At 61.5% G+C, this 17857-nt stretch carries 21 protein-coding genes and 1 pseudogene; 10 read left to right on the top strand and 12 right to left on the bottom strand.

The window, feature by feature from the left end:
- The 3 genes from AC0L2F_RS24220 to AC0L2F_RS24210 form a co-directional block, all read left to right on the top strand.
- Positions 1-666, top strand: a 666-nt coding sequence (locus tag AC0L2F_RS24220; protein ID WP_473250101.1) for an aspartate-alanine antiporter-like transporter, incomplete at its 5' end; no start/stop codon positions are given.
- A gap of 11 nt (positions 667-677) precedes the next feature.
- The gene (locus tag AC0L2F_RS24215) at positions 678-1286 is read left to right on the top strand and encodes an alpha/beta hydrolase family protein (RefSeq protein ID WP_473250100.1); all 609 of its coding nucleotides are present in this window, start codon (positions 678-680) and stop codon (positions 1284-1286) included.
- 29 nt (positions 1287-1315) lie between these two features.
- Positions 1316-1927 carry an invasion associated locus B family protein gene (locus AC0L2F_RS24210; protein WP_473250099.1) on the top strand — a complete coding sequence of 204 codons (612 nt, stop codon included), beginning with the start codon at positions 1316-1318 and terminating at the stop codon, positions 1925-1927.
- Between the two features lie 15 nt (positions 1928-1942).
- Here the strand turns inward: AC0L2F_RS24210 and AC0L2F_RS24205 are convergent, their stop codons facing one another.
- Positions 1943-2317, bottom strand: a complete 375-nt coding sequence (locus tag AC0L2F_RS24205) for a response regulator (protein ID WP_007610006.1) — start codon at positions 2315-2317, stop codon at positions 1943-1945.
- A gap of 195 nt (positions 2318-2512) precedes the next feature.
- Positions 2513-3136 carry a response regulator transcription factor gene (locus tag AC0L2F_RS24200; protein WP_007610003.1) on the bottom strand — a complete coding sequence of 208 codons (624 nt, stop codon included), beginning with the start codon at positions 3134-3136 and terminating at the stop codon, positions 2513-2515.
- A gap of 320 nt (positions 3137-3456) precedes the next feature.
- On the opposite strand from AC0L2F_RS24200, the gene AC0L2F_RS24195 reads away from it, so the two are divergent.
- A complete protein-coding gene (locus AC0L2F_RS24195) occupies positions 3457-4140 on the top strand; it encodes a helix-turn-helix domain-containing protein (RefSeq protein WP_473250098.1) in 684 nt (227 codons plus the stop codon).
- Here the strand turns inward: AC0L2F_RS24195 and AC0L2F_RS24190 are convergent.
- On the bottom strand, positions 4118-4576 hold the full coding sequence (locus AC0L2F_RS24190) for a potassium channel family protein (RefSeq protein ID WP_007609999.1): 459 nt from the start codon (positions 4574-4576) through the stop codon (positions 4118-4120). The two genes, AC0L2F_RS24195 and AC0L2F_RS24190, sit on opposite strands and share 23 nt — an antisense overlap.
- A 164-nt stretch (positions 4577-4740) precedes the next feature.
- Here AC0L2F_RS24190 and AC0L2F_RS24185 point away from each other — a divergent pair, with 164 nt between their 5' ends.
- The 3 genes and pseudogenes from AC0L2F_RS24185 (at position 4741) to AC0L2F_RS24175 (ending at position 6516) form a co-directional block, all read left to right on the top strand.
- Complete coding sequence (locus AC0L2F_RS24185; protein WP_007609996.1) at positions 4741-5388, top strand: CoA transferase subunit A; 648 nt, start codon at positions 4741-4743, stop codon at positions 5386-5388.
- A gap of 4 nt (positions 5389-5392) precedes the next feature.
- Positions 5393-6043: a 3-oxoacid CoA-transferase subunit B gene (locus AC0L2F_RS24180; RefSeq protein ID WP_007609995.1), complete on the top strand. Its 651-nt coding sequence runs from the start codon at positions 5393-5395 to the stop codon at positions 6041-6043.
- A gap of 13 nt (positions 6044-6056) precedes the next feature.
- Positions 6057-6516, top strand: a pseudogene (locus tag AC0L2F_RS24175) (MaoC family dehydratase).
- Between the two features lie 19 nt (positions 6517-6535).
- Here AC0L2F_RS24175 and fabI read toward each other — a convergent pair.
- The 6 genes from fabI to AC0L2F_RS24145 form a co-directional block, all read right to left on the bottom strand.
- A complete protein-coding gene (fabI, locus tag AC0L2F_RS24170; RefSeq protein ID WP_063994252.1) occupies positions 6536-7324 on the bottom strand; it encodes an enoyl-ACP reductase FabI in 789 nt (262 codons plus the stop codon).
- Positions 7321-8535 carry an acetate/propionate family kinase gene (locus AC0L2F_RS24165; protein WP_473250108.1) on the bottom strand — a complete coding sequence of 405 codons (1215 nt, stop codon included), beginning with the start codon at positions 8533-8535 and terminating at the stop codon, positions 7321-7323. The genes fabI and AC0L2F_RS24165 overlap by 4 nt, the downstream gene beginning before the upstream one ends.
- A 5-nt stretch (positions 8536-8540) precedes the next feature.
- A complete protein-coding gene (locus AC0L2F_RS24160) occupies positions 8541-9503 on the bottom strand; it encodes a phosphate acetyltransferase (RefSeq protein WP_007609988.1) in 963 nt (320 codons plus the stop codon).
- A gap of 22 nt (positions 9504-9525) precedes the next feature.
- Positions 9526-11748 (bottom strand): DUF3141 domain-containing protein, encoded by a 2223-nt coding sequence (locus AC0L2F_RS24155; protein ID WP_473250097.1) that lies wholly within the window; start codon positions 11746-11748, stop codon positions 9526-9528.
- A gap of 70 nt (positions 11749-11818) precedes the next feature.
- Positions 11819-12907, bottom strand: a complete 1089-nt coding sequence (locus AC0L2F_RS24150) for an AI-2E family transporter (RefSeq protein WP_473250096.1) — start codon at positions 12905-12907, stop codon at positions 11819-11821.
- A 94-nt stretch (positions 12908-13001) separates the two neighbouring features.
- Positions 13002-13847 carry a hypothetical protein gene (locus tag AC0L2F_RS24145; protein WP_007609981.1) on the bottom strand — a complete coding sequence of 282 codons (846 nt, stop codon included), beginning with the start codon at positions 13845-13847 and terminating at the stop codon, positions 13002-13004.
- A gap of 306 nt (positions 13848-14153) precedes the next feature.
- On the opposite strand from AC0L2F_RS24145, the gene AC0L2F_RS24140 reads away from it, so the two are divergent.
- Complete coding sequence (locus AC0L2F_RS24140) at positions 14154-14651, top strand: hypothetical protein (protein ID WP_473250095.1); 498 nt, start codon at positions 14154-14156, stop codon at positions 14649-14651.
- Between the two features lie 318 nt (positions 14652-14969).
- Here the strand turns inward: AC0L2F_RS24140 and AC0L2F_RS24135 are convergent, their stop codons facing one another.
- From AC0L2F_RS24135 to AC0L2F_RS24125, 3 genes are all read right to left on the bottom strand, one after another.
- Entirely contained in the window at positions 14970-15722 is a 753-nt protein-coding gene (locus AC0L2F_RS24135) for an outer membrane protein (RefSeq protein ID WP_007609979.1), read from the bottom strand.
- A 176-nt stretch (positions 15723-15898) separates the two neighbouring features.
- Positions 15899-16174 (bottom strand): hypothetical protein, encoded by a 276-nt coding sequence (locus AC0L2F_RS24130; RefSeq protein ID WP_007609978.1) that lies wholly within the window; start codon positions 16172-16174, stop codon positions 15899-15901.
- 447 nt (positions 16175-16621) lie between these two features.
- Positions 16622-17056: a hypothetical protein gene (locus AC0L2F_RS24125; protein ID WP_473250094.1), complete on the bottom strand. Its 435-nt coding sequence runs from the start codon at positions 17054-17056 to the stop codon at positions 16622-16624.
- Between AC0L2F_RS24125 and AC0L2F_RS24120 the strand changes: the two genes are divergently transcribed.
- Both AC0L2F_RS24120 and AC0L2F_RS24115 read left to right on the top strand, forming a co-directional pair.
- Positions 17056-17292: a hypothetical protein gene (locus AC0L2F_RS24120; RefSeq protein ID WP_473250093.1), complete on the top strand. Its 237-nt coding sequence runs from the start codon at positions 17056-17058 to the stop codon at positions 17290-17292. The genes AC0L2F_RS24125 and AC0L2F_RS24120 overlap by 1 nt on opposite strands.
- 170 nt (positions 17293-17462) lie before the next feature.
- Positions 17463-17753, top strand: coding sequence for a hypothetical protein (locus AC0L2F_RS24115; protein ID WP_231170939.1), 291 nt, complete (start codon positions 17463-17465; stop codon positions 17751-17753).
- The last annotated feature ends 104 nt before the right edge of the window (positions 17754-17857 follow it).

Here is a 17857-nt window from a genome sequence, read left to right as displayed (position 1 = left end):
GAGGTCCCCCTGAGCGCCGATACCCGCGTCTATGTCGGTGACGTCATGACGCTGGTCGGCAGCACCCGCAACATCGAGCGCGCCGCCTCGCAGGTTGGACAGATCCTGAGCTCCGAAGACCGTACCGACATCGCATTCCTTGCCGCAGGCATTGCCATAGGTCTGCTCGCCGGTCTCGCGAGCGTCAAGATCGGGTCTGTGCCCCTGACCTTGGGAGGTGGCGGCGGCGCCCTGATCGCCGGGCTATTCTGCGGCTGGCTGCGGTCGCGACGACCAACGATGGGCGCAATGCCGCCTGCGGCGCAGCAGACGCTGAGCGACCTCGGCCTTGGCGGCTTCATCGCTGCGATCGGGCTCGGCAATGGCCACGCGGCCTGGGTCGCGATCCAGTCACACGGCATGCTGCTGGTCGGCATGGGCCTGGTCGTCACACTGGTGCCGCTGATCGTGACGACCCTGTTTGCCCATCGCGTACTCCGCATGAACCCGGTCATCATTTGCGGCGCGCTGGCCGGCGCCATGACGGTCGACGCCGCCGTGACCGGCGCCTGTGATGTTGCAGAAAGCCAGACGCCGGTGCTCGGCGTCGCGGTGCCCTACGCTGTCGGAAACGTTGTGCTCACCGTGCTTGGACCGATCATCGTGGCCAGCACTTTCGCCGGTTGAAGGAGGCGCGCGTGAATCTCCGCCATGCTTCAACAGCGACCTACCTGGCGGCGGCCTTGAGCATCCTGGCCGGCCTTCTTGCGCCTGTACGCGCCGACGACAATGTTCGGATTCAGGAAGAGGTCTGGGCTCTGCCGCTGCCGCTGCCGATGTTTGCCTATGTGGTGCGGCCCGTCCGCGACGGCCCCTTCCCGCTGGCGATCATGAACCATGGCGTCTCGCTCAAGCCCGTCGATCGCAGCTTCTTCCCGCTGGTGGAGTTCCGTGACGCCGCCAAGTGGTTTGCCAAACGCGGCTACCTCGTGGTGGCGCCCGTGGGCACCGGCTTTGGAGCAGCCGCCATCGACATTCCCGAGCACGGTGTCTACGGGCCGTTCTTCTCCAAGGTCGGTAACAGCACCAATCCGAACTTCCACGACGCCGGCCGTACCGTTGCGAAAGCCGATCTCTGGCCCGCCTGGTCGAAGCGCATGCACGACGCCTTCACCGCTGCCGGCGGCTCGGCCGAATATCATCTGATGCCGCCCTTTGGCAACGACGGGCGTTTCTTCATCGACTCTCCCGACACGATCCCGATGTGGTCACCGCTCCTCGAAAAATTCCTCGACGCGCAGAAATAGCCGTGGAGGCCGGCGCCCGGAGGCAGAACATGGCAGACGCAACTTCAACGCCATCGCCGGGGCGCGCGCTCGTCTGCTTGTCGATGGTGTTCGCCGCGGCTCTTGCCGAACCAGCTTCGGCGCAGAATACAGCCGCGCCAAAGCCGGCCCCAGAGGCAAACTCCGCCGAAATCGCACCTCGCGGGCACCGGGAAGCCAAAGACATCACTTATGGCGAATGGAAAAAGCTCTGCGTCAAGCCTGAAGGGAGGCCCAGGCTATGCCGGACCTCAATCGCGGGCCGGTTTGCTACCGGCCAGAGGGCAGTCCGCGTCGACCTGATCGAGCGTGACGGCGACCGCACTGCCCGGCTCCAAGTGTTTGTTCCCGTCGGCATGTATCTGCAGCGGCCTGCCAAGCTGACGGTCGATGGGGCAAACGTCCAGTCATTGCCGTACACTCGGTGCCTGACCAATGCCTGCATTGCAGCCGACGCGGCGGATCCCAAGTTCATCAACGACATGGAAGCCGGCAAGGCTCTGGTGCTTGAGGTCACCGACTCCAACCTTCTGTCTCTCACGACTTCGCTGCCGCTGGCGCAGTTCGGCTCGATTCACAACGGCGCGCCCGCACAAACCCTGGAGCAGGACATCGAGGAGTGAGCACGCGGTACAGAATCAGCCATGCTCGGTGCAGGCGCGTTCGATGGAGTCGATGAGTGCGCTTGCTGCGAAGGGCTTGGCCAGATAGGCGGCGCACCCAGACTGAATCGCGGCAACCTGATTCGCCTGGCAGTCGTTGCCGGTAATGTAGATGACGGGGACCGTGGCACCCTCGCTGGCGAGCCTGCGGCGGAGTGAGATACCCGACTCTCCGTTCAGATTGATATCCAGAACGATGCAGCACGCCTCTTCGATGCACCCATGACGAAGCAACGCACCCGCGGAATCAAAAGCAACCGCGTCAAAGCCGTGCTTTCGAAGCAGCCGCTCCAAGCTTCGGCGCATTGATAAATCATCATCCACGACGTAAATCGGCTTACGTGCAAACAATGGCCCGTCTTTCTGATTGGAAACCTGTCACTTGCGTCGCAACGACGCTACGGGGCAAAGGTTCCTGCGCTAATCCGACGGCTAACGACGCCGGTATGTAGGCGGTCCAGGCCGAATTATGTCAATAACATTTCATACTGTCCCATCGTACAGGTCTGATCACCGACCTGACGAAGCCACGAAAACCGGCCTGCATCACATCTTTGCCGAATCCAGAAGGCCGAGCCGCTCTGCAGCGGACACCAGTTCGGCAAACGATAGTACCTGCATCTTTGTCATCACCTGGTGGCGATGCGCCTTCACCGTGCGTTCGGTCGTTCCAAGCTCATAGGCGATCTGCTTGTTGATTTTACCGCGTACGATCAGGTCGAACACCTGTCGTTCGCGCCGCGATAGAGACCTCAAGCGAGAACGTAGCGAATCGAGCTTGCTGTGTTGACTCCGCGCCGCCTCCTGTTGAGCCATTGCCCGCTCAATCGCATCGATCAACTGTTCCGACGACACCGGCTTGGTCAGAAAATCCTCCGCGCCGGCCTTGATCGCACGGACCGTCGTCGCGGTATCCGCATGTCCGGTCAGAAAGACGATGGGCAGCTGCGAATGGCATCGGATGAGCGAGGCTTGCAACTCCGGCCCGCTCAGGCCCGGAAGCTGCACATCGAGCAAGATACATCCCGGTTCGTCGGACCCTGGCGGATCATCCAGTAGCTGCTGGGCGGACGCGTAGGTCACGACTTCATACCCGGCCAGTTTAAGCCGACGCTGGATCGCCACCCGAAAGGATGCGTCGTCGTCCACGACATAAACGAAGCCGGGCAAGTTATATCCCTCGCAGGGTACTTCAAATGCAGAATGACCGGACGCGCCGTTCAGTACCTGAGCAAAGCAGCGCAATTGGGATGCCGCAACCGTGAACGCAGCGTCCGTTTTCGGCTTATTGCCGCACCATCTGACAGACACTCTGACGGGTTCTCATCCGGCGCACCATCGCCATGCCTGTACCTTGGTACAATGCACCTACAGACAATGGTTGAAAACCCCACTTATGGCCTAAACAACCTTCGCGGGAAGCGGATTTTCGGCGGCTCCTTATTCCCAGCGATGGAAATACCGCGTCACCATCAGTTCGGGAGTTGGCCATGTTCGTTCGCACCGCTGCCGACGCCTCCTCGCGACTTCATTCGCTCCGCGAGCTAGGGTTAAACACCGATTCAAACCCAATCATCAGTTTAAACGAATTTACCTACAAGAAAGGCTCGGAAGTCTACGGCGAAAAGGAGGCTGCGGAATACGTTTATCAGGTGAAGAGGGGCGCGGTGCGAAGCTACAAGCTGCTGTCCGACGGCCGGCGCCAAATCGGCGCATTTCACCTGGCCGGCGATATTTTCGGGCTCGAGAACAGCGGCGCGCACAGATTCACGACCGAAGCGATCGTCGACACCACGGTTCGCCTGGTCAAGCGCCAAAGTCTCGAGCTGGTTGCGCAGAGCGACCCCATGGTCGCCCGAAACCTGCTGAGCATGACCACCAGCAACCTTCAGCATGCGGAAGACCACATGCTGCTGCTCGGCCGCAAGACGTCGCTGGAGCGGGTCGCAGCCTTCCTGATCGAGATGGACAAGCGGCTGACGGCCGCCGGAATCATGGCGCTGCCGATGTCGCGGCGTGATATCGCCGACTATCTCGGATTAACGCTGGAAACCGTCTCCCGCGCACTATCGCGATTGCATGAGCTCGGTATCCTCGGCTTCATCGGCAACACTCAGCGCCAGATCGTGCTGCTGGACAGGCTGAAACTCGCTAGCCTCGATCTCCAGAACTAGACCTGGGTGCCGCAATCGCGGCGAGATGCTCGACCGTCTTGCGCAAAACCTCAAACAGGACCGCAGTCGACCATCCGAACATCAGGATGCCGTTCATCGCTGTCATAGGTCCCGTCAACCGCCACCCCGGCGCGGGCGTGATGTCGCCATAGCCAAGCGTGGTGTAGTTCACGAAGGTGAAATACAGCAGATCGCTGCCCGGAGGCGCCGCGCCGACTATCGCATAGGCGAGCGCCCAAATGAGAACCTCGACAGTGTGCGCGACCATCAAAATGACAGCAGTGGTGACCATCACGGCCATCAGGTGCGACCGGGGCCGCGCCGTGTGCTTCAATCCGGCAGTACGAGCGATGTCGATGGCCGCAACGGTCACCAGCGCGTGAATCATGATGTTGATCACGCTGATCAAGGTACCGAGCAGGAATTGAACTGCCATCGCGCTCCGTCCGCTCGCTTATGCTGTTGGTTGGGTTGATCAGCGCTGTCATGCAACGGTGAGAACGATGCGGCGCCTTGATGCAGATCAAGAGTGTGCGGCAGCCTAGCCCCAGCATCCTCAGCTAGGGCCTTTGTCGCCTACCCGCTGACCGGAGCTGCATCTTGCGTACCCTCTCCGTCGAAGAAGCCATTTCCATGATCCCCTCGGGCGCCAGCGTCATGGTCGGCGGATTCATGGGCGTGGGGACACCGGAGCGCCTGCTTGACGAGCTTGTGCGGCAGAAGAAGACCGACCTGTCATTGATCTGCAACGACGCAGCCATGCCTGGGAGAGGCGTCGGCAAGCTGTTCGACGGCGCGCAGGTCTCGCGGTTGACCGCAACCCACATTGGGCTCAATCCAAAAGTGCAGCAGCAGATGCTGACGAATACGATCGCCGTCGATCTCGTCCCTCAGGGAACCTTGGTCGAGCGCATCCGCGCCGGCGGTTGCGGCCTGGGCGGCGTTCTGACGCCGACCGGCGTCGGCACGCTGGTTGCGGAAGGCAAACGTGAGATCGAAATCGACGGCAAATCGTTCCTGCTGGAGACGGCGCTGCGCGCACAGTTCGCGCTGGTGCACGCCTTCCTGGCCGACTACCTCGGAAATCTCGCCTACGCACTCACCTCGCGGAACTTCAATCCCGTCATGGCAATGGCCGCCGATACGGTGATCGTCACGGCCGAGAACATCGTGCCTGTCGGCGTGATCGCGCCGGATCACGTCATAACGCCGGCACCGCTGGTCGACTACCTCATTACGAACGGGTGACGTCATGGATCCGCAGACCCTGATCGCTCGGCGCGTGGCCAAGGAGCTCCGGAGCGGCGACCTCGTCAATCTCGGCATCGGCATCCCCACGCTCGTCGCAAACTACGTTCCAGCCGACCTGAAGGTGTTCTTCCAATCAGAAAACGGCCTGATCGGCACCGGGCCGATCCCCGAGCAAGGCTTGGCACATCCGGCGCTGACGGACGCCGGCGGACGTCCGATCAGCGCACTGCCCGGCGCTTCAACCTTCGACAGCGCGATGTCATTCGGCTTGATTCGCGGCGGTCATGTCGATGTGACCGTGCTTGGAGGTCTCCAGGTCGATGCACACGGCCATCTCGCCAACTGGACGATTCCGGGCAAGATGGTGCCAGGCATGGGCGGCGCAATGGACCTCGTCAGCGGCGCCAAGCGCGTCATTGTCGCCATGCAGCACGCGGCAAAGGGCAAGTCCAAGATCGTCGCGAAATGTACTTTGCCGCTGACCGCGGTGCGGCCCGTGAGCCTGGTCGTCACCGACATGGCAGTGATCGGCTTTGCCGGGGGCAAGGCAACGCTGCTCGAGACCGCGCCCGGCATTACGATCGGCGAAGTCATGGCGGTCACGGACGCCGACCTCATCGTTCCCGACCACGTCCCGGAAATGATGATCTGACCGGGTGGTGCGCATGCGGATATTCGGCGATTTCAATGAGATTAGATCCGCCGTCGGCACCGAGATCGGTGCCAGCGACTGGATCGAAGTCACGCAGGATCGGATCAACAGATTTGCGGAAGCGACCTGCGATGAACAGTGGATCCATGTCGATCAGGAGCGCGCGAGGAAAGAAATGCCCGGCGGCACCACCATCGCCCACGGGCTGCTGTCGCTGGCGCTTGCGCCGATGTTCATCCGCTCGGTGATGGGGCTGAAGGGGCTGCGTAAACACCCTGAACTACGGCGCGGACAGGATCAGGTACCTTTCGCCGGTCCAGGCGGGATCGAAGCTGCGCGGCCGCGTCAGCGTTGCCGAGACGGAGGACGTGCCTCCGGACGGCCTGCGTGTGAATTATCATCTCGTTATCGAGATCGAGGGCGGCAAACGACCGGCCTGCGTCGCCGAACTGATCGCCCTGCACTATCGCTGAGCAACGCGCCGGTCTCTCCTCAATCGATAATGTGATAACCGCCGTCGACGTAGAGAACGCTGCCCGTGATGAGCTTGGCGCCGTCGAGCGCCAGGAACGCAGTGGCGTTCCCGACATCGTCGATGCTGACGAGGCTGCGCGATGGTGCCTTCGATTGCGCCTTGTCCATCAGCTCGTCGAACTCGGGTATGCCCGAGGCGGCGCGCGTGGCGAGCGGTCCAGGCGAAATCGCATGCACGCGGATTCCTTTGGGTCCGAGCTCGGCCGCAATGTAGCGCACCGACGCTTCGAGCGCGGCCTTGGCCACGCCCATCACGTTGTAATTTTCAACCACCATCTGACTGCCGTAATAGGTCATGGTGAACATGGTGCCGCCGTTCTTCATCAGCGGCTCGGCCAGATGAGCCATGCGCATGAACGACCAGCAGGAGACCTCCATCGTCTTCAGGAAGCCGTCGCGACCGACATCCACGACGCGCCCGTGCAAGGCTTCCTTGGGAGAGAAGGCGATCGAATGCAGCAGGAAATCTAGCTGTCCCCACTCCTTCTCGATCCGCGCGAACACCTCTTCGGTCTGCCCCTCTACCATGACATCGAGCGGCATGAAGATGGGAGCCCCAAGCGCCTGCGCGAGCGGCTCGACGTGCTTCTTCGCACGCTCGTTGAGATAGGTGACGGCGATATCGGCGCCGAGGGCGCGAAAGGCCCTGGCGCAGCCCCATGCAATCGACTGGTCGTTGGCGATGCCTACGACGAGGCCCTTTTTTCCCTTCAGGGCAATCTTGGTATCAGGAAACACGGGAATCATGACGCCCTCTCCTGTCTGACGTTGGTGGTCGGCCGTTTCATCAGCAGCGATAGCGTATGTTGCGCGATCATCAATTCCTCGTCCGTCGGGACGACATACACCGGAATCAGGCTGTTTGAGCCCGATATCAGTCGCGAATGACGGGAATTTTCCGCCTGATCGAGGGTAACACCAAGCCATCTCAGTTGCTCGGCTATACGTGCACGGAGGGTGGCGGAGTTCTCGCCAATGCCAGCCGTGAAGACGAACGCATCAAGACCTTGCAGTGCTGCTGCGAGCATGCCTGCGTTGAGCCCGGTTCGGTAGACGAAATAGTCGATCGCCAATTTGGCGTTGACATTGTCGCTGGCCTCGAGCTCGCGCATGTCGTTGCCGATGCCGGACAGTCCCTTCAGGCCGCAGTCGCGGTAAAGAAAATTCTGAACGTTGGATGCCGACATCCCTTTCTCCGAGATCAGGTAGAGCACGACGCCCGGATCTATCTGACCAGGGCGCGTTCCCATCGGGAGCCCGTCGAGAGCGGTGAAGCCCATCGTGCTGTCGATGCTTCGCCCGCCGCTGAGCGCGCACATCGACGCGCCGCTCCCGAGATGAGCGACGATGACCCGTCCCTTCGCAATCTTCGGCGCGATCTTCGGCAAGGTCTTCGCGATGTATTCGTACGAGAGGCCGTGAAATCCGTAGCGACGCACGCCTTCGGCATGAAGCCCATACGGGATCGCGTAATGGTCGGCGACCGCGCTATGCGTGCGGTGAAAGGCGGTGTCGAAACAGGCGACTTGCAGCAGCTCCGGGAAATTGGCCAGAATCGAGCGGATCGGCGCCAGATTGTGTGGCTGATGCAGCGGCGCCAGCGCGACAAACCGTTCCAGCCGGGTCACGACACCATGATCGACCTGGACCGGGCGGTCGTAGTCCGGCCCGCCGTGGACGACGCGGTGGCCGACGGCAATGGGGCGGATGCGAAGCTCGTCCCGCAGCCACGCGCCGGCGATGTCCATTGCGGCCGGAACGTCCGGCACGGCATCGATCGGATAGGCGCGATCGGCGAGCGGATCACCCTCAGTGCCGCTCGCCCGCAAACGGGGACGGCTGCCGATGCCGTCGATCTGCCCCTTAAGCTGCTGCCGCAGCATTCCTTCGTTCTCGATAGAATAGATCCGGAACTTGACACTGGAGGAGCCGGCATTGACCACGAGGATGGTATCCATGGCGCTCACGCCGCGATCGTGGGAGCATGCTGGCGCCGTGCATGGGCATACAGGGCTGCAACCGCACAGGAGGCCATCCGTGCGCGCGGCGAATCCGCACGCGACGTCAGAACGACCGGCACCCGGGCTCCGAGCACGACGCCCGCGCCGTCAGCCTTGGCGAAATAAGCGAGATTCTTCGCCAGCATATTGCCGGACTCGAGGTCGGGAACCACCAGGATCTGCGCCCGGCCGGCGACTTCGGACTTAATCCCCTTGATCCGCGCCGCCTCTTCGTCGATGGCATTGTCGAACGCCAGCGGCCCATCAAGTATCCCGCCGGTGATCTGGCCCCGGTCCGCCATCTTGCAGAGTGCCGCGGCCTCGATCGTCGACGGAATCTTGGAGGTTACGATTTCGACCGCCGACAGAATCGCGACGCGCGGCGATTTCCCGAAGCCGGCTTGCACGTACAGATCGATTGCATTCTGGATGATGTCGCGCTTGGCATCGAGATCCGGGAAGATGTTGATGGCCGCATCCGTGACGAAGATGGTTTCGGCATAGGCCGGCACGTCCATGACGAAGACATGGCTGATGCGCCGGTCGGTGCGCAGGCCGCCGGCCTTGGCGGTGACGGCGCGCATCAGCTCGTCCGTGTGCAGGCTGCCCTTCATCAGCAGCTCCCCCTTGCCTGCGTGGATCAGCTCGACACCCCGAGCGGCCGATGCTTCGCTATGCGCGGTATCGACGATCTCGAACGCGCCAACGTCAAGACCGTGCCTGGCGGCCGTATCCCGGATCTTCTTGTCGGGCCCGACCAGGATCGGCCGAATGATGCCGGCCTGTGCGCTCTCGACGGCGCCGCGCAGCGATGTCTCGTCGCAGGGATGCACGACGACGGTCGGGGTCGGCGGCACCGCCCTCGCCGCGGCGATCAGGCGGTCGTACTTGCTCGCGGGCTGTGTCTGCGTGGCATCGGCTGACATGTGGCCGTCCTTCCAACGAGTATTACGACGCCTTCGCCTTGGCATCGAAAGGGGCGATATTCGACGCTCTCCCCGGCTGTTCACCAGCCTCAAGGCCAAACAATGCCGCGATCTGCTGCAGGCGAATTGCGCGCTCGCCCGTGATTTCCTCGCTGGCGGACAGCACCTCGCTGATCGCGGCGAAGACCTCGCGGCGTTGATCGACGTGGTCAGGCAACAGCTTCGGGATCGCGGCCAAGGCGGCCTCGCGATCGATCAGCAGCATGAAGAACTGTTCGCGCACCAGCGTCTTGAACTCGGGCAGAGTCAATCGCGCTCCGGCGTAGTCGCGGCGAACCAGACGCAACGCCTCGATGCTCCGCTCGTCGACCATTCCTCTCGCCGAACCGACATACAGCAGGGCACGAAGCGCCGCTTCGCGCAGCCCTCCTTTTTCCATCGAGGACCTGAGTTCAGCGGCCCGCTTATCGAGCAGGGCACGATGCTCGGCGGGCATCTCGCGCGGGCGCGAGGGTTCGGCTTTCGGATCTATACCAAGCGCGGTCTGGAGCGCAGGCGAGCCATAGACATTGAGGAAGATCGCCTCACTCATTGCTTCCTGCGAATCGCGCCAGCTGTCGAGCACATGAACGATCTGCTTGGAGAGCTGCTCCTGGAACGCCAGGAACGGATTGTCCTTCGAAACTGGCTTGCGGTTCTCTTCCACTCCTTCCGCGACTGACTTCACCGCGCTCATCCACGGATTTTGACTGCTGAACGCCTCATACTGCGTCCGCAACGGATGAAGATTGCGCATCAACTCCGCCGTCTGCGGCGCGACCATGCCGCTAATCCACGGCTGCACGAATTTGCGATAAGCCGCAAGATTGAGCTCGGAGACGCGCTTGGCCGCGGCGAAGCGCCGCTCGTCCTCGGGCGAATTGCCGCCCATGGCACGGATGTCGTCGAGCGTCCGGGCCTCGCAGCGCATCACCCATTGTCCGGCTGCGAGATCGGCATGCGTGGTGTCGGCGCCCTTGGCTTCGAAGGTCGCCTCATAGAGTCCGGGCGGCAGCACATCGATCAGATCGATATTGCTGGAGAATTCGGCATGCTCCTTCTTGGCGACGCCCCCGGAGACGAAGATGCCGAGATGACCGACGCTTTCGTGAACTGTGTAAACGATCGTCTGCCCATACGCCCTGATGTCGTCGACGTCGGTGTAGCAATCGAGGATCCAGTCCAACGCCTGCTGCGGCGGCGTGACGTTATCGCCCTTCGAGCAGAACACCACGATGGGCGACCTGATGTTGCGCAAGTCGACCTGCTCGCCGTCAGACATCTTGATGTTGCCGGAGGCAAGGTTGTTGCCGACAAAGAGCTCATCGACGATGAACTGGATCTCCTCGGCGTTGAGGTTGACGTGTCCACCCCACCAGCGTTCGAAGTCGAGGTAACGCTCGGCTTCGGTGTCGATTTTCGAATAGACGTTATACTGCTTTGTCCAGAGCGTGTTCGAAGGATTCTGGCCCTCGAAGTTCTGCACCAGCCAGGCGCCGTCGAACTTGCCGGCGCCGAGATCGCTGACAAGGGCCGTCAGCCAGCTTCCACCCAGCAAGCCGCCCGAATAGCGCATTGGATACTTGCCATGCACGCCCGCCCAGTAGGCGAGCGGTGCACCGGCAATGATCAGCGGCCCGAACAGTTCAGGCCGCAGAGATGCCAGGATCATGACTGCCCAGCCGGCCTGGCAATTACCGATCACGCAGGGCTTGCCGTCGGCGTCCGGATGGCGGCTGATGACCTCCTCGACGAACCTGGCTTCGGCGCGAGCGATGCGCTCGATCGTCTGTCCCGGCATTGGCTCCGGCAAGAAACCGACGAAGTAGCAGGGGTGCCCCGCCTTCATGGCGACGCCGATCTCGCTGTCGGCCCTGAATCCGCCGATGCCCGGCCCGTGTCCGGCGCGCGGATCGATCACGATGAACGGCCGCCGCGCAGGATCAATCTCCACGCCTGCTGGCGGGATGATGCGGACAAGCGCGTAGTTGACGGGTTCGTTCAGCTGACGGCCATCGATGATCAACTCGGCCGCGTATTGCAAGACGTGAGGAGCGGTCTGAGCGACGTGCTCTCGATACTGATCACCGCGCCGGCGCATCACATCAAGGAACAGAATGCTCCGTTGTCCTGCATCCACCATGTATTCGACCGCCGAGGCGACGAACCCGGACATCGGGCCACCGGGCAATACAGACATTTCCATCCACGTTCTCCGGCCTTATCGTCGTGTCGATCCATCCAAAGCCCGCTGTACTTGGCGGCGTTGATATAGGTCAACGCTTGGCCGCCAGCTGCACCGGCGCAGCACCTTCCGTCCGGATCCAGGCCACTGTGAGCTCCCAGACAACAGATAGAATGATTGGTCCGATGAAGAGACCGAGTATGCCGTGGAAGAGAGTACCCCCGATCACTCCGATCAGAATGACGAGCGCCGGCGTGGTCAGCCCGCGCCCCATGACAAGCGGCTTCAGGACGTTGTCGAGTACGGCGACGGCCACAAGGAACAACGTCAGCAGCAGTGCGATGGAGAATTCCTTGTCGGTCCATATCCAGATGATGACTGGCAGGATCACGATCGTACCGCCGATCTGCACGATGGACAGCAACAGCACCACAAACGCCAGAAGCCCCGCGCTGGCAATGCCGGCCAGCTTGAATCCGATGCCGGCCAGCAAGGCTTGAATGACCGCGACACCGATTACACCTTGAGCCACCGCGCGGATGGTGGCGCCCGCCAAGTCCAGAAAATGCTCGCTCTGGTCCGGCACGATGCGTGACAGAAAGCCGCGCCCCGCCGCCACGAGCTGAGGTCCATAGGGAAACAGCACCCCGGCCACAGCTACCGACAGCAGAAACTTGACCGTTCCCACGCCGGCATTGCCGGCAAAGCCAAGCAGGGTGGCCGCGAATGGCTTCAGATAGGGCAGCACTGGGCGCAAGAGCGACCGGAGATTGGTCGTCGCCTGGTCCCAGAGATCGAACAGTTGAGGCCCGACGATGGGCCAGTCCTTGAGAGACTGCGGCGGGGATGGAACATGCAGTTCACCAGCCGTCATTTGGGCTGCGAGATCGGTGATGCCGTCGACCGCTCCGATGCCCAGCCACGTCGCGGGCCCGATCACGACCGCGAGATTGACGAGCGTGAGGATCGTCGCTGCAAGCTTCGGTCGTCCTCCGAGAATGTCACTGAGGCGCCGAAACACCGGGTTCAGCGCAGCGGCGAGCACGACACTCCAGGCCAATATGGGCACGAATGGGCGGACCAGGAGGAGCGCCCAGATGAGCAACAGCCCCAGCAATCCCAGCCGGATCAAAAGCTGGATGATCTCGTCTCCGGAGAATATCTGGCGGAGTGTTTTCACGGACTCGCCTTCAGCTCATGCTGCGCATGCTGAAGCGAGTTAGCCAGTCCCCTCGCTCAGCTGGCTTGATCCAGATCAACGAGCGCGCGCTCTTCTAGGGCTGCGGTCCGGATAGGTTCAGCTCACGCTCGGCCCGAAACACGTTGCCGTACAGACTCGCGATCCACTGCCGGCCGCGCGAGGTCACATTGAGATAACGTATCGCCTGCTGGATCTGAGGAGCGACGTTGCCCCAATAGAATTGAGGATATTTGTAGACGATATCCGCCGGCGTCGCGTAGCCCAACGTCTTGTTGAGACCGATCTCCTCGAACTCGTAGAACAGCGCGTTCGACTTCTTCAGATAGTTGGGATCGCCGAGCTGACCGATGAGATCGGCGGCCCGCAACAGCAATCCCTCCTCTTCGATGAGGCTGTCATTCGAAGACATCGCGTAAGGAAACCGGGTATATTCGATCGCCCGGGAAACCCGGTCGGCATCCAGCAGCTCAACGGAATCCAGCCGCTCCAGCACGAACAGTTTCGACCGATCGACATGGTATGGCGCGAGAGCTGCATCGGACGATCCTCGCGGCAGACGAACCGTTCTGCCGGTGACGTCCGCGATGAACAGATCATCCTCATCGCCCTGAACGACGCCGCGGACGTATCCGATGTCGTGGGTAAGGCACGCCAGAATGAAATTCGCATAGTCGTTTGCCGTGGTGGGCCGGAGCAGCGCGCGCCCCGTCAGGATATCGTGCCCGGCAAGGGTCACGAGCAACGTATGCTCGATGTTATGATAGAGAGCATCGCTGTTGCCGATGCACTCCATCGTGAGCTTGGCTGCAAACGGAAGCAGTTCGGTCAGGCCGGCATGGGAGGCGCCGAACCGGTCCTTGGTTTCCGTCGTCAGAAATGCGCCCAGAGCTTGCGACACCAGTTCCGGAACTGTGATCATCAGGTCTCCCCGCTATGGTATTGTCGACGATGCAGATCAAGCCGTTGCGATTAATGTTCGCGATATTCGCAGGTTCTTCAAGCCCGCCGCGCTCTGCGATCTAAGGACGATCCATCGGGTGCCGCGCCTCGGGCAAGCGGACCCGTGATCGGCCGGAGCCGCTCACGGCCTCCAACCTCGCTCGTTGATTCAAATCAAGGCCAAGCCGGTAACGACCGCAAACATTTCATGTGCACGGTCGTGCCGCCGGCGTGACGGAATTCTTCTCTCGCCGGTCAGTCGAGATTTAAACCAGTGGAGGATATAATGAGTTTCATCAAAGGAGCATTTGCAGCAATTCTTAGTGTCGCGACCACCATGATTTTTGTGGCCGGAAGCGAAGCAGCGCCCTTGCCGACCAACGTCGGCGCCATGAGAGCCACGCTCGATAATGACGTGGTGAAGGTGCGCTACGGAGGCTGGGGTTATCGCGGCGGATGGGGCGGAGGCTACCGCGGAGCGGGATTGGGCTATCGTGGTTTGGGATATCGCGGCGTCGGATATGGCTACAGAGGTTACGGATATAGAGGCTACCGCGGCTGGGGCTCCGGTGCAGTGATCGCGGGCGCTGTGGTCGGCGGCGCGATCGCAAGTTCCGGCTACTATGGTGCATATCCCTCCTACGGCGGCGGATACTCCTCTTACGGGGGAGGATACGGCTATGAAAATTGTCCGCCCAGTGCCTACAGCGCCTACGGTAGCTATGGCGGTTATGGCGGTTATGGCGGCTACTATGCGAGGCGGAGCTACTATTCCGGCTGGTAGATCTGCGTCGGATTCTCCTGAGCACGCGCTCTTGGTGCCCGGGCTCGTCTTCGCGAGCCCTGAAAGCGCCAACGCCGTCGCGTATACTGCCAAAACGTGAACTACCCCACGCATTGCGTCGCAAGACCGGGCGTGGTCCTGGGAGTGCGTCCCGTCGCGCGCGCTGGCGCACGAGAAGCGGAGCGGCCCGGCACTCCGGCCAACCGCGGCGGTCCGGTCGATCGCGCCGGCAGACGCTGACTGGCTTGCGCGATAAGACCACAAAAATGAGGGCCGACATGACTGCCGGCCCCCTGAAGACGTCAGACTCTGGAGAGCTCAGTACCTCGCGACGACCGGGTTGGCCCCACCGAAGCGGTAATTGAAGCGCACGGTGAGCATATCCACGTCCTGGGTGATCCGGTCGTTCACGAAAGCAGCAAGTCGCGGATCAGCGACCGTGAACGAATTATTCCGGTGCCCCATGAACAGATGGTCGTATTCGAGACCCACCGACCAGTTCGGGGTGAAGCCATACTCGAATCCGACACCGATGACACCACCCCAGCGGGTTGCGCTTTGCGCCGCGAGCTCGGCGCCGGTCGCAGTATCAAGCACGCTGAGACGATTGTCTGTTACCGCAGCGCCGCCCTTCACGTAGAACAGTGACGCATTCCAGGCGTAGCCGATTTGGCCGGTGAAGAGGCCGATGGCGCTCGTTTTGGCGCGCGTGGAGAGCGTCGGATCGAACAGGCTGACGCGCTGGTTGCTGAGATCCGCCCAATCGCCCTGAGCCTCCAGACCAAACACCCACTGGCTGGCCTGCCAGCGATAACCGAGCTGGCCACCGATAACGCCACCGGATCGATCGCGGCAGCCGGAGGCGACGGCGACGCCAGCCGCGTCAAGGAAATCGACGCAGTTGTGGTTCTGCGCCCAGCCACCGTTGCCGCCGATGTAGAACCCCGTCCAATTGTAGATCGGAATGATCGGTGCCGGTGGCGGCGCCTTCACGGCCATATCGGCAGCCATGGCGGGTCCCATGGCCAGCGCCACCAAACCAATTGTTGTCAGCAGAAGTCTTTTCATCATGCTCTCTCCTTGCCGGCCGCTTTTTAATTGCTCGAACGGCGGCTTGTTGCACTGCAATCGTCCCCCAACTTCCAGCTGAAACTCTACGGGCGAGGGCACAAACTCCACGTGCCAAAATGGCAACACTCAAGACATTTCGAACGCAACATCGGCATGATGCACCAAGACTATGCGGCTTATTTCTCCGGGTCGCGCTTGGCATCGTGGCCGGCAATCTCGTCGCGTTGGTCTTGCTCTATCCAGGACGGAATGTCGCTCGAGGGAATCAGCCGTCGCGGCAAAAAGGGATTGAGCGTGCCAGCAAACACGATCAATCCTTCATTGAACTTCTCTCGCGCGAAAGCCCGCGCCTCGGCTTCGCTCTCGAACGTGCGTGTCTCCCGTGGACTTCGCCGCTTCGGCAAGGTCCCACGCTTCTGCACCTCGAATGTTACGTACCAGGTCTGCGGCATCCGCCAGCTTCCGGATCGCGATCAAGCAGACATCTGCCGGCGAACGATGATGGGTGAGATCATGTCGGCGTCCTAGTTGCGCCGCTCTTCACGGCGCTCCGTGCGCCCGGTACGCCTTTCCTGGCGGCGTTCAGTCCGGCCCGTGCGCCGTTCCTGACGCCGCTCGTGGCGGGCTCCCCGCCTCTCCTGGCGTCGCTCCATTCCGATCGTCTGAGCCGGCACTTCTGTTGCTAACAGCACCGTGCCGGATGCGGCCAATCCGAGTACAGCGGCCCATCCGAGCAATGAAAGAGCCCCGCGACGATCGATTCGTTCAAACCTTGACGTTTCACTCATGTCAGTTACTCCCGATCTTGAAGGACGTTTGATGGGCAATGCCTCGACGTTCACTCGTTGATAGGATCAATGGCGAGCGCCCCACTCCGAAGATGCGACCATCGGAGACGCTCACCAAACCTGGTTGCCAAACCAGCCGTACTGCGGCGGCCGCGCGACGAGCCGGATCTTCTTTTCGATGTGCCTCCTCGCACTTTTGTTTTGACGCTGCGGCTTCACATCAGCCTTTGTCGGCGGACGCGCTGGCGGTCGTTCGGCATCGGGTGCTACTAGCTGAGCAAAGGCCTCGCGAACACGAATCTGTGGGAGGTCGGCGCCCGGCAGGGCACCAAGCTCGGCCTTGGCGATGTCGGTTGCGACAATCGTCGGCAGGCTAGTGTCGAGAATGACCCGCTCGGGCAATTTCCGATCGGAATGGATGCGGATGGGGGCGGAGCGCGCAGATCCACCGTGGATGGCAGGCCGATCCGGCACCAGGGCGTCCACAACGAAGAGCATCGCGAGCAACGTACCGCCGACATAGAACACATACCGCGAGATGGGCATTGTCGGCGCCATTGCCGCCGCAGATCTTCGTCTGGCAAGCAACGGGCCACGGCGGCAAGATTGGCGAAGAAATGCAACCTGCATGGGCATGGCTGACTAAATCGAGCGGCCGTTGCTTCCGCCGCGGCGCGCCCCTGGTGGACCACTTGCTGATGCATGGGCGGCGCTTCACTGGTAAGCGCACGCACGGCTGCAGCAGGCTAATGTTCACCGCGTTCAAATGCTGCGGCGCTTGAGCCAGATCAACGAATTGAATTTTCGCAGCACCGCCTCGGGCAATATCGCACGGCTCGGTCAGTGGCTGTGACATGATCCTTGGTACAATGACCGGATGGGCAATTGCGGAGATGTTGCACGCAACGCAGAATTCTCACCGCGTACATCGAGCTTCTGGCAGGGAGGGCCGATGATGAGTCAATTCGAGCTGAGTTCGCGCGCAGTACTTTGTCGGAAACTTGCAAGGCAGGATCCGGCAAACCAAACGGTCTGGATGGCCGAGGCAAGAAGCTGGTCACGCTTGGCGGCCGAGAGGCTTCATGATGAACACCGATCGAAAGGTGGCATCACCGCCCGCTTGTTCTTCGCGTTCACCAAATTGATCGAGGCGCAACACGAGCCCACGAACGAAACGGCAGAGATGATGAAGAGCAGATCAAGAGGCGTCATGCCGGCTCGGAGCTTGTCGCCGACTGCATGACGCATTCCCGCGAGAAGCGTTCGCACGATCGGACGTCAGAACTTCGTCATCCAGATTCACTTAACTTGCTTCGAACTTGACCCGGCAAAGTCGAAGACGAAGCG

The organism is Bradyrhizobium sp. Ken64 (genome assembly GCF_055807555.1).
Note: the sequence above shows the minus strand (reverse complement) of the source record. Positions and strands in the feature narration are given on the sequence as shown.

Excerpts from the sequence above, each read along its gene's own strand:
- AC0L2F_RS24210 (WP_473250099.1), top strand. The coding sequence starts at position 1,316 with ATGGCAGACGCAACTTCAACGCCATCGCCGGGGCGCGCGCTCGTCTGC.
- AC0L2F_RS24195 (WP_473250098.1), top strand. The coding sequence starts at position 3,457 with ATGTTCGTTCGCACCGCTGCCGACGCCTCCTCGCGACTTCATTCGCTC.
- AC0L2F_RS24190 (WP_007609999.1), bottom strand. The coding sequence starts at position 4,576 with ATGGCAGTTCAATTCCTGCTCGGTACCTTGATCAGCGTGATCAACATC.
- AC0L2F_RS24180 (WP_007609995.1), top strand. The coding sequence starts at position 5,393 with ATGGATCCGCAGACCCTGATCGCTCGGCGCGTGGCCAAGGAGCTCCGG.
- fabI (WP_063994252.1), bottom strand. The coding sequence starts at position 7,324 with ATGATTCCCGTGTTTCCTGATACCAAGATTGCCCTGAAGGGAAAAAAG.
- AC0L2F_RS24165 (WP_473250108.1), bottom strand. The coding sequence starts at position 8,535 with ATGGATACCATCCTCGTGGTCAATGCCGGCTCCTCCAGTGTCAAGTTC.
- AC0L2F_RS24160 (WP_007609988.1), bottom strand. The coding sequence starts at position 9,503 with ATGTCAGCCGATGCCACGCAGACACAGCCCGCGAGCAAGTACGACCGC.
- AC0L2F_RS24155 (WP_473250097.1), bottom strand. The coding sequence starts at position 11,748 with ATGGAAATGTCTGTATTGCCCGGTGGCCCGATGTCCGGGTTCGTCGCC.
- AC0L2F_RS24145 (WP_007609981.1), bottom strand. The coding sequence starts at position 13,847 with ATGATCACAGTTCCGGAACTGGTGTCGCAAGCTCTGGGCGCATTTCTG.
- AC0L2F_RS24140 (WP_473250095.1), top strand. The coding sequence starts at position 14,154 with ATGAGTTTCATCAAAGGAGCATTTGCAGCAATTCTTAGTGTCGCGACC.
- AC0L2F_RS24135 (WP_007609979.1), bottom strand. The coding sequence starts at position 15,722 with ATGATGAAAAGACTTCTGCTGACAACAATTGGTTTGGTGGCGCTGGCC.
- AC0L2F_RS24130 (WP_007609978.1), bottom strand. The coding sequence starts at position 16,174 with ATGCCGCAGACCTGGTACGTAACATTCGAGGTGCAGAAGCGTGGGACC.
- AC0L2F_RS24125 (WP_473250094.1), bottom strand. The coding sequence starts at position 17,056 with ATGCCCATCTCGCGGTATGTGTTCTATGTCGGCGGTACGTTGCTCGCG.
- AC0L2F_RS24115 (WP_231170939.1), top strand. The coding sequence starts at position 17,463 with ATGATGAGTCAATTCGAGCTGAGTTCGCGCGCAGTACTTTGTCGGAAA.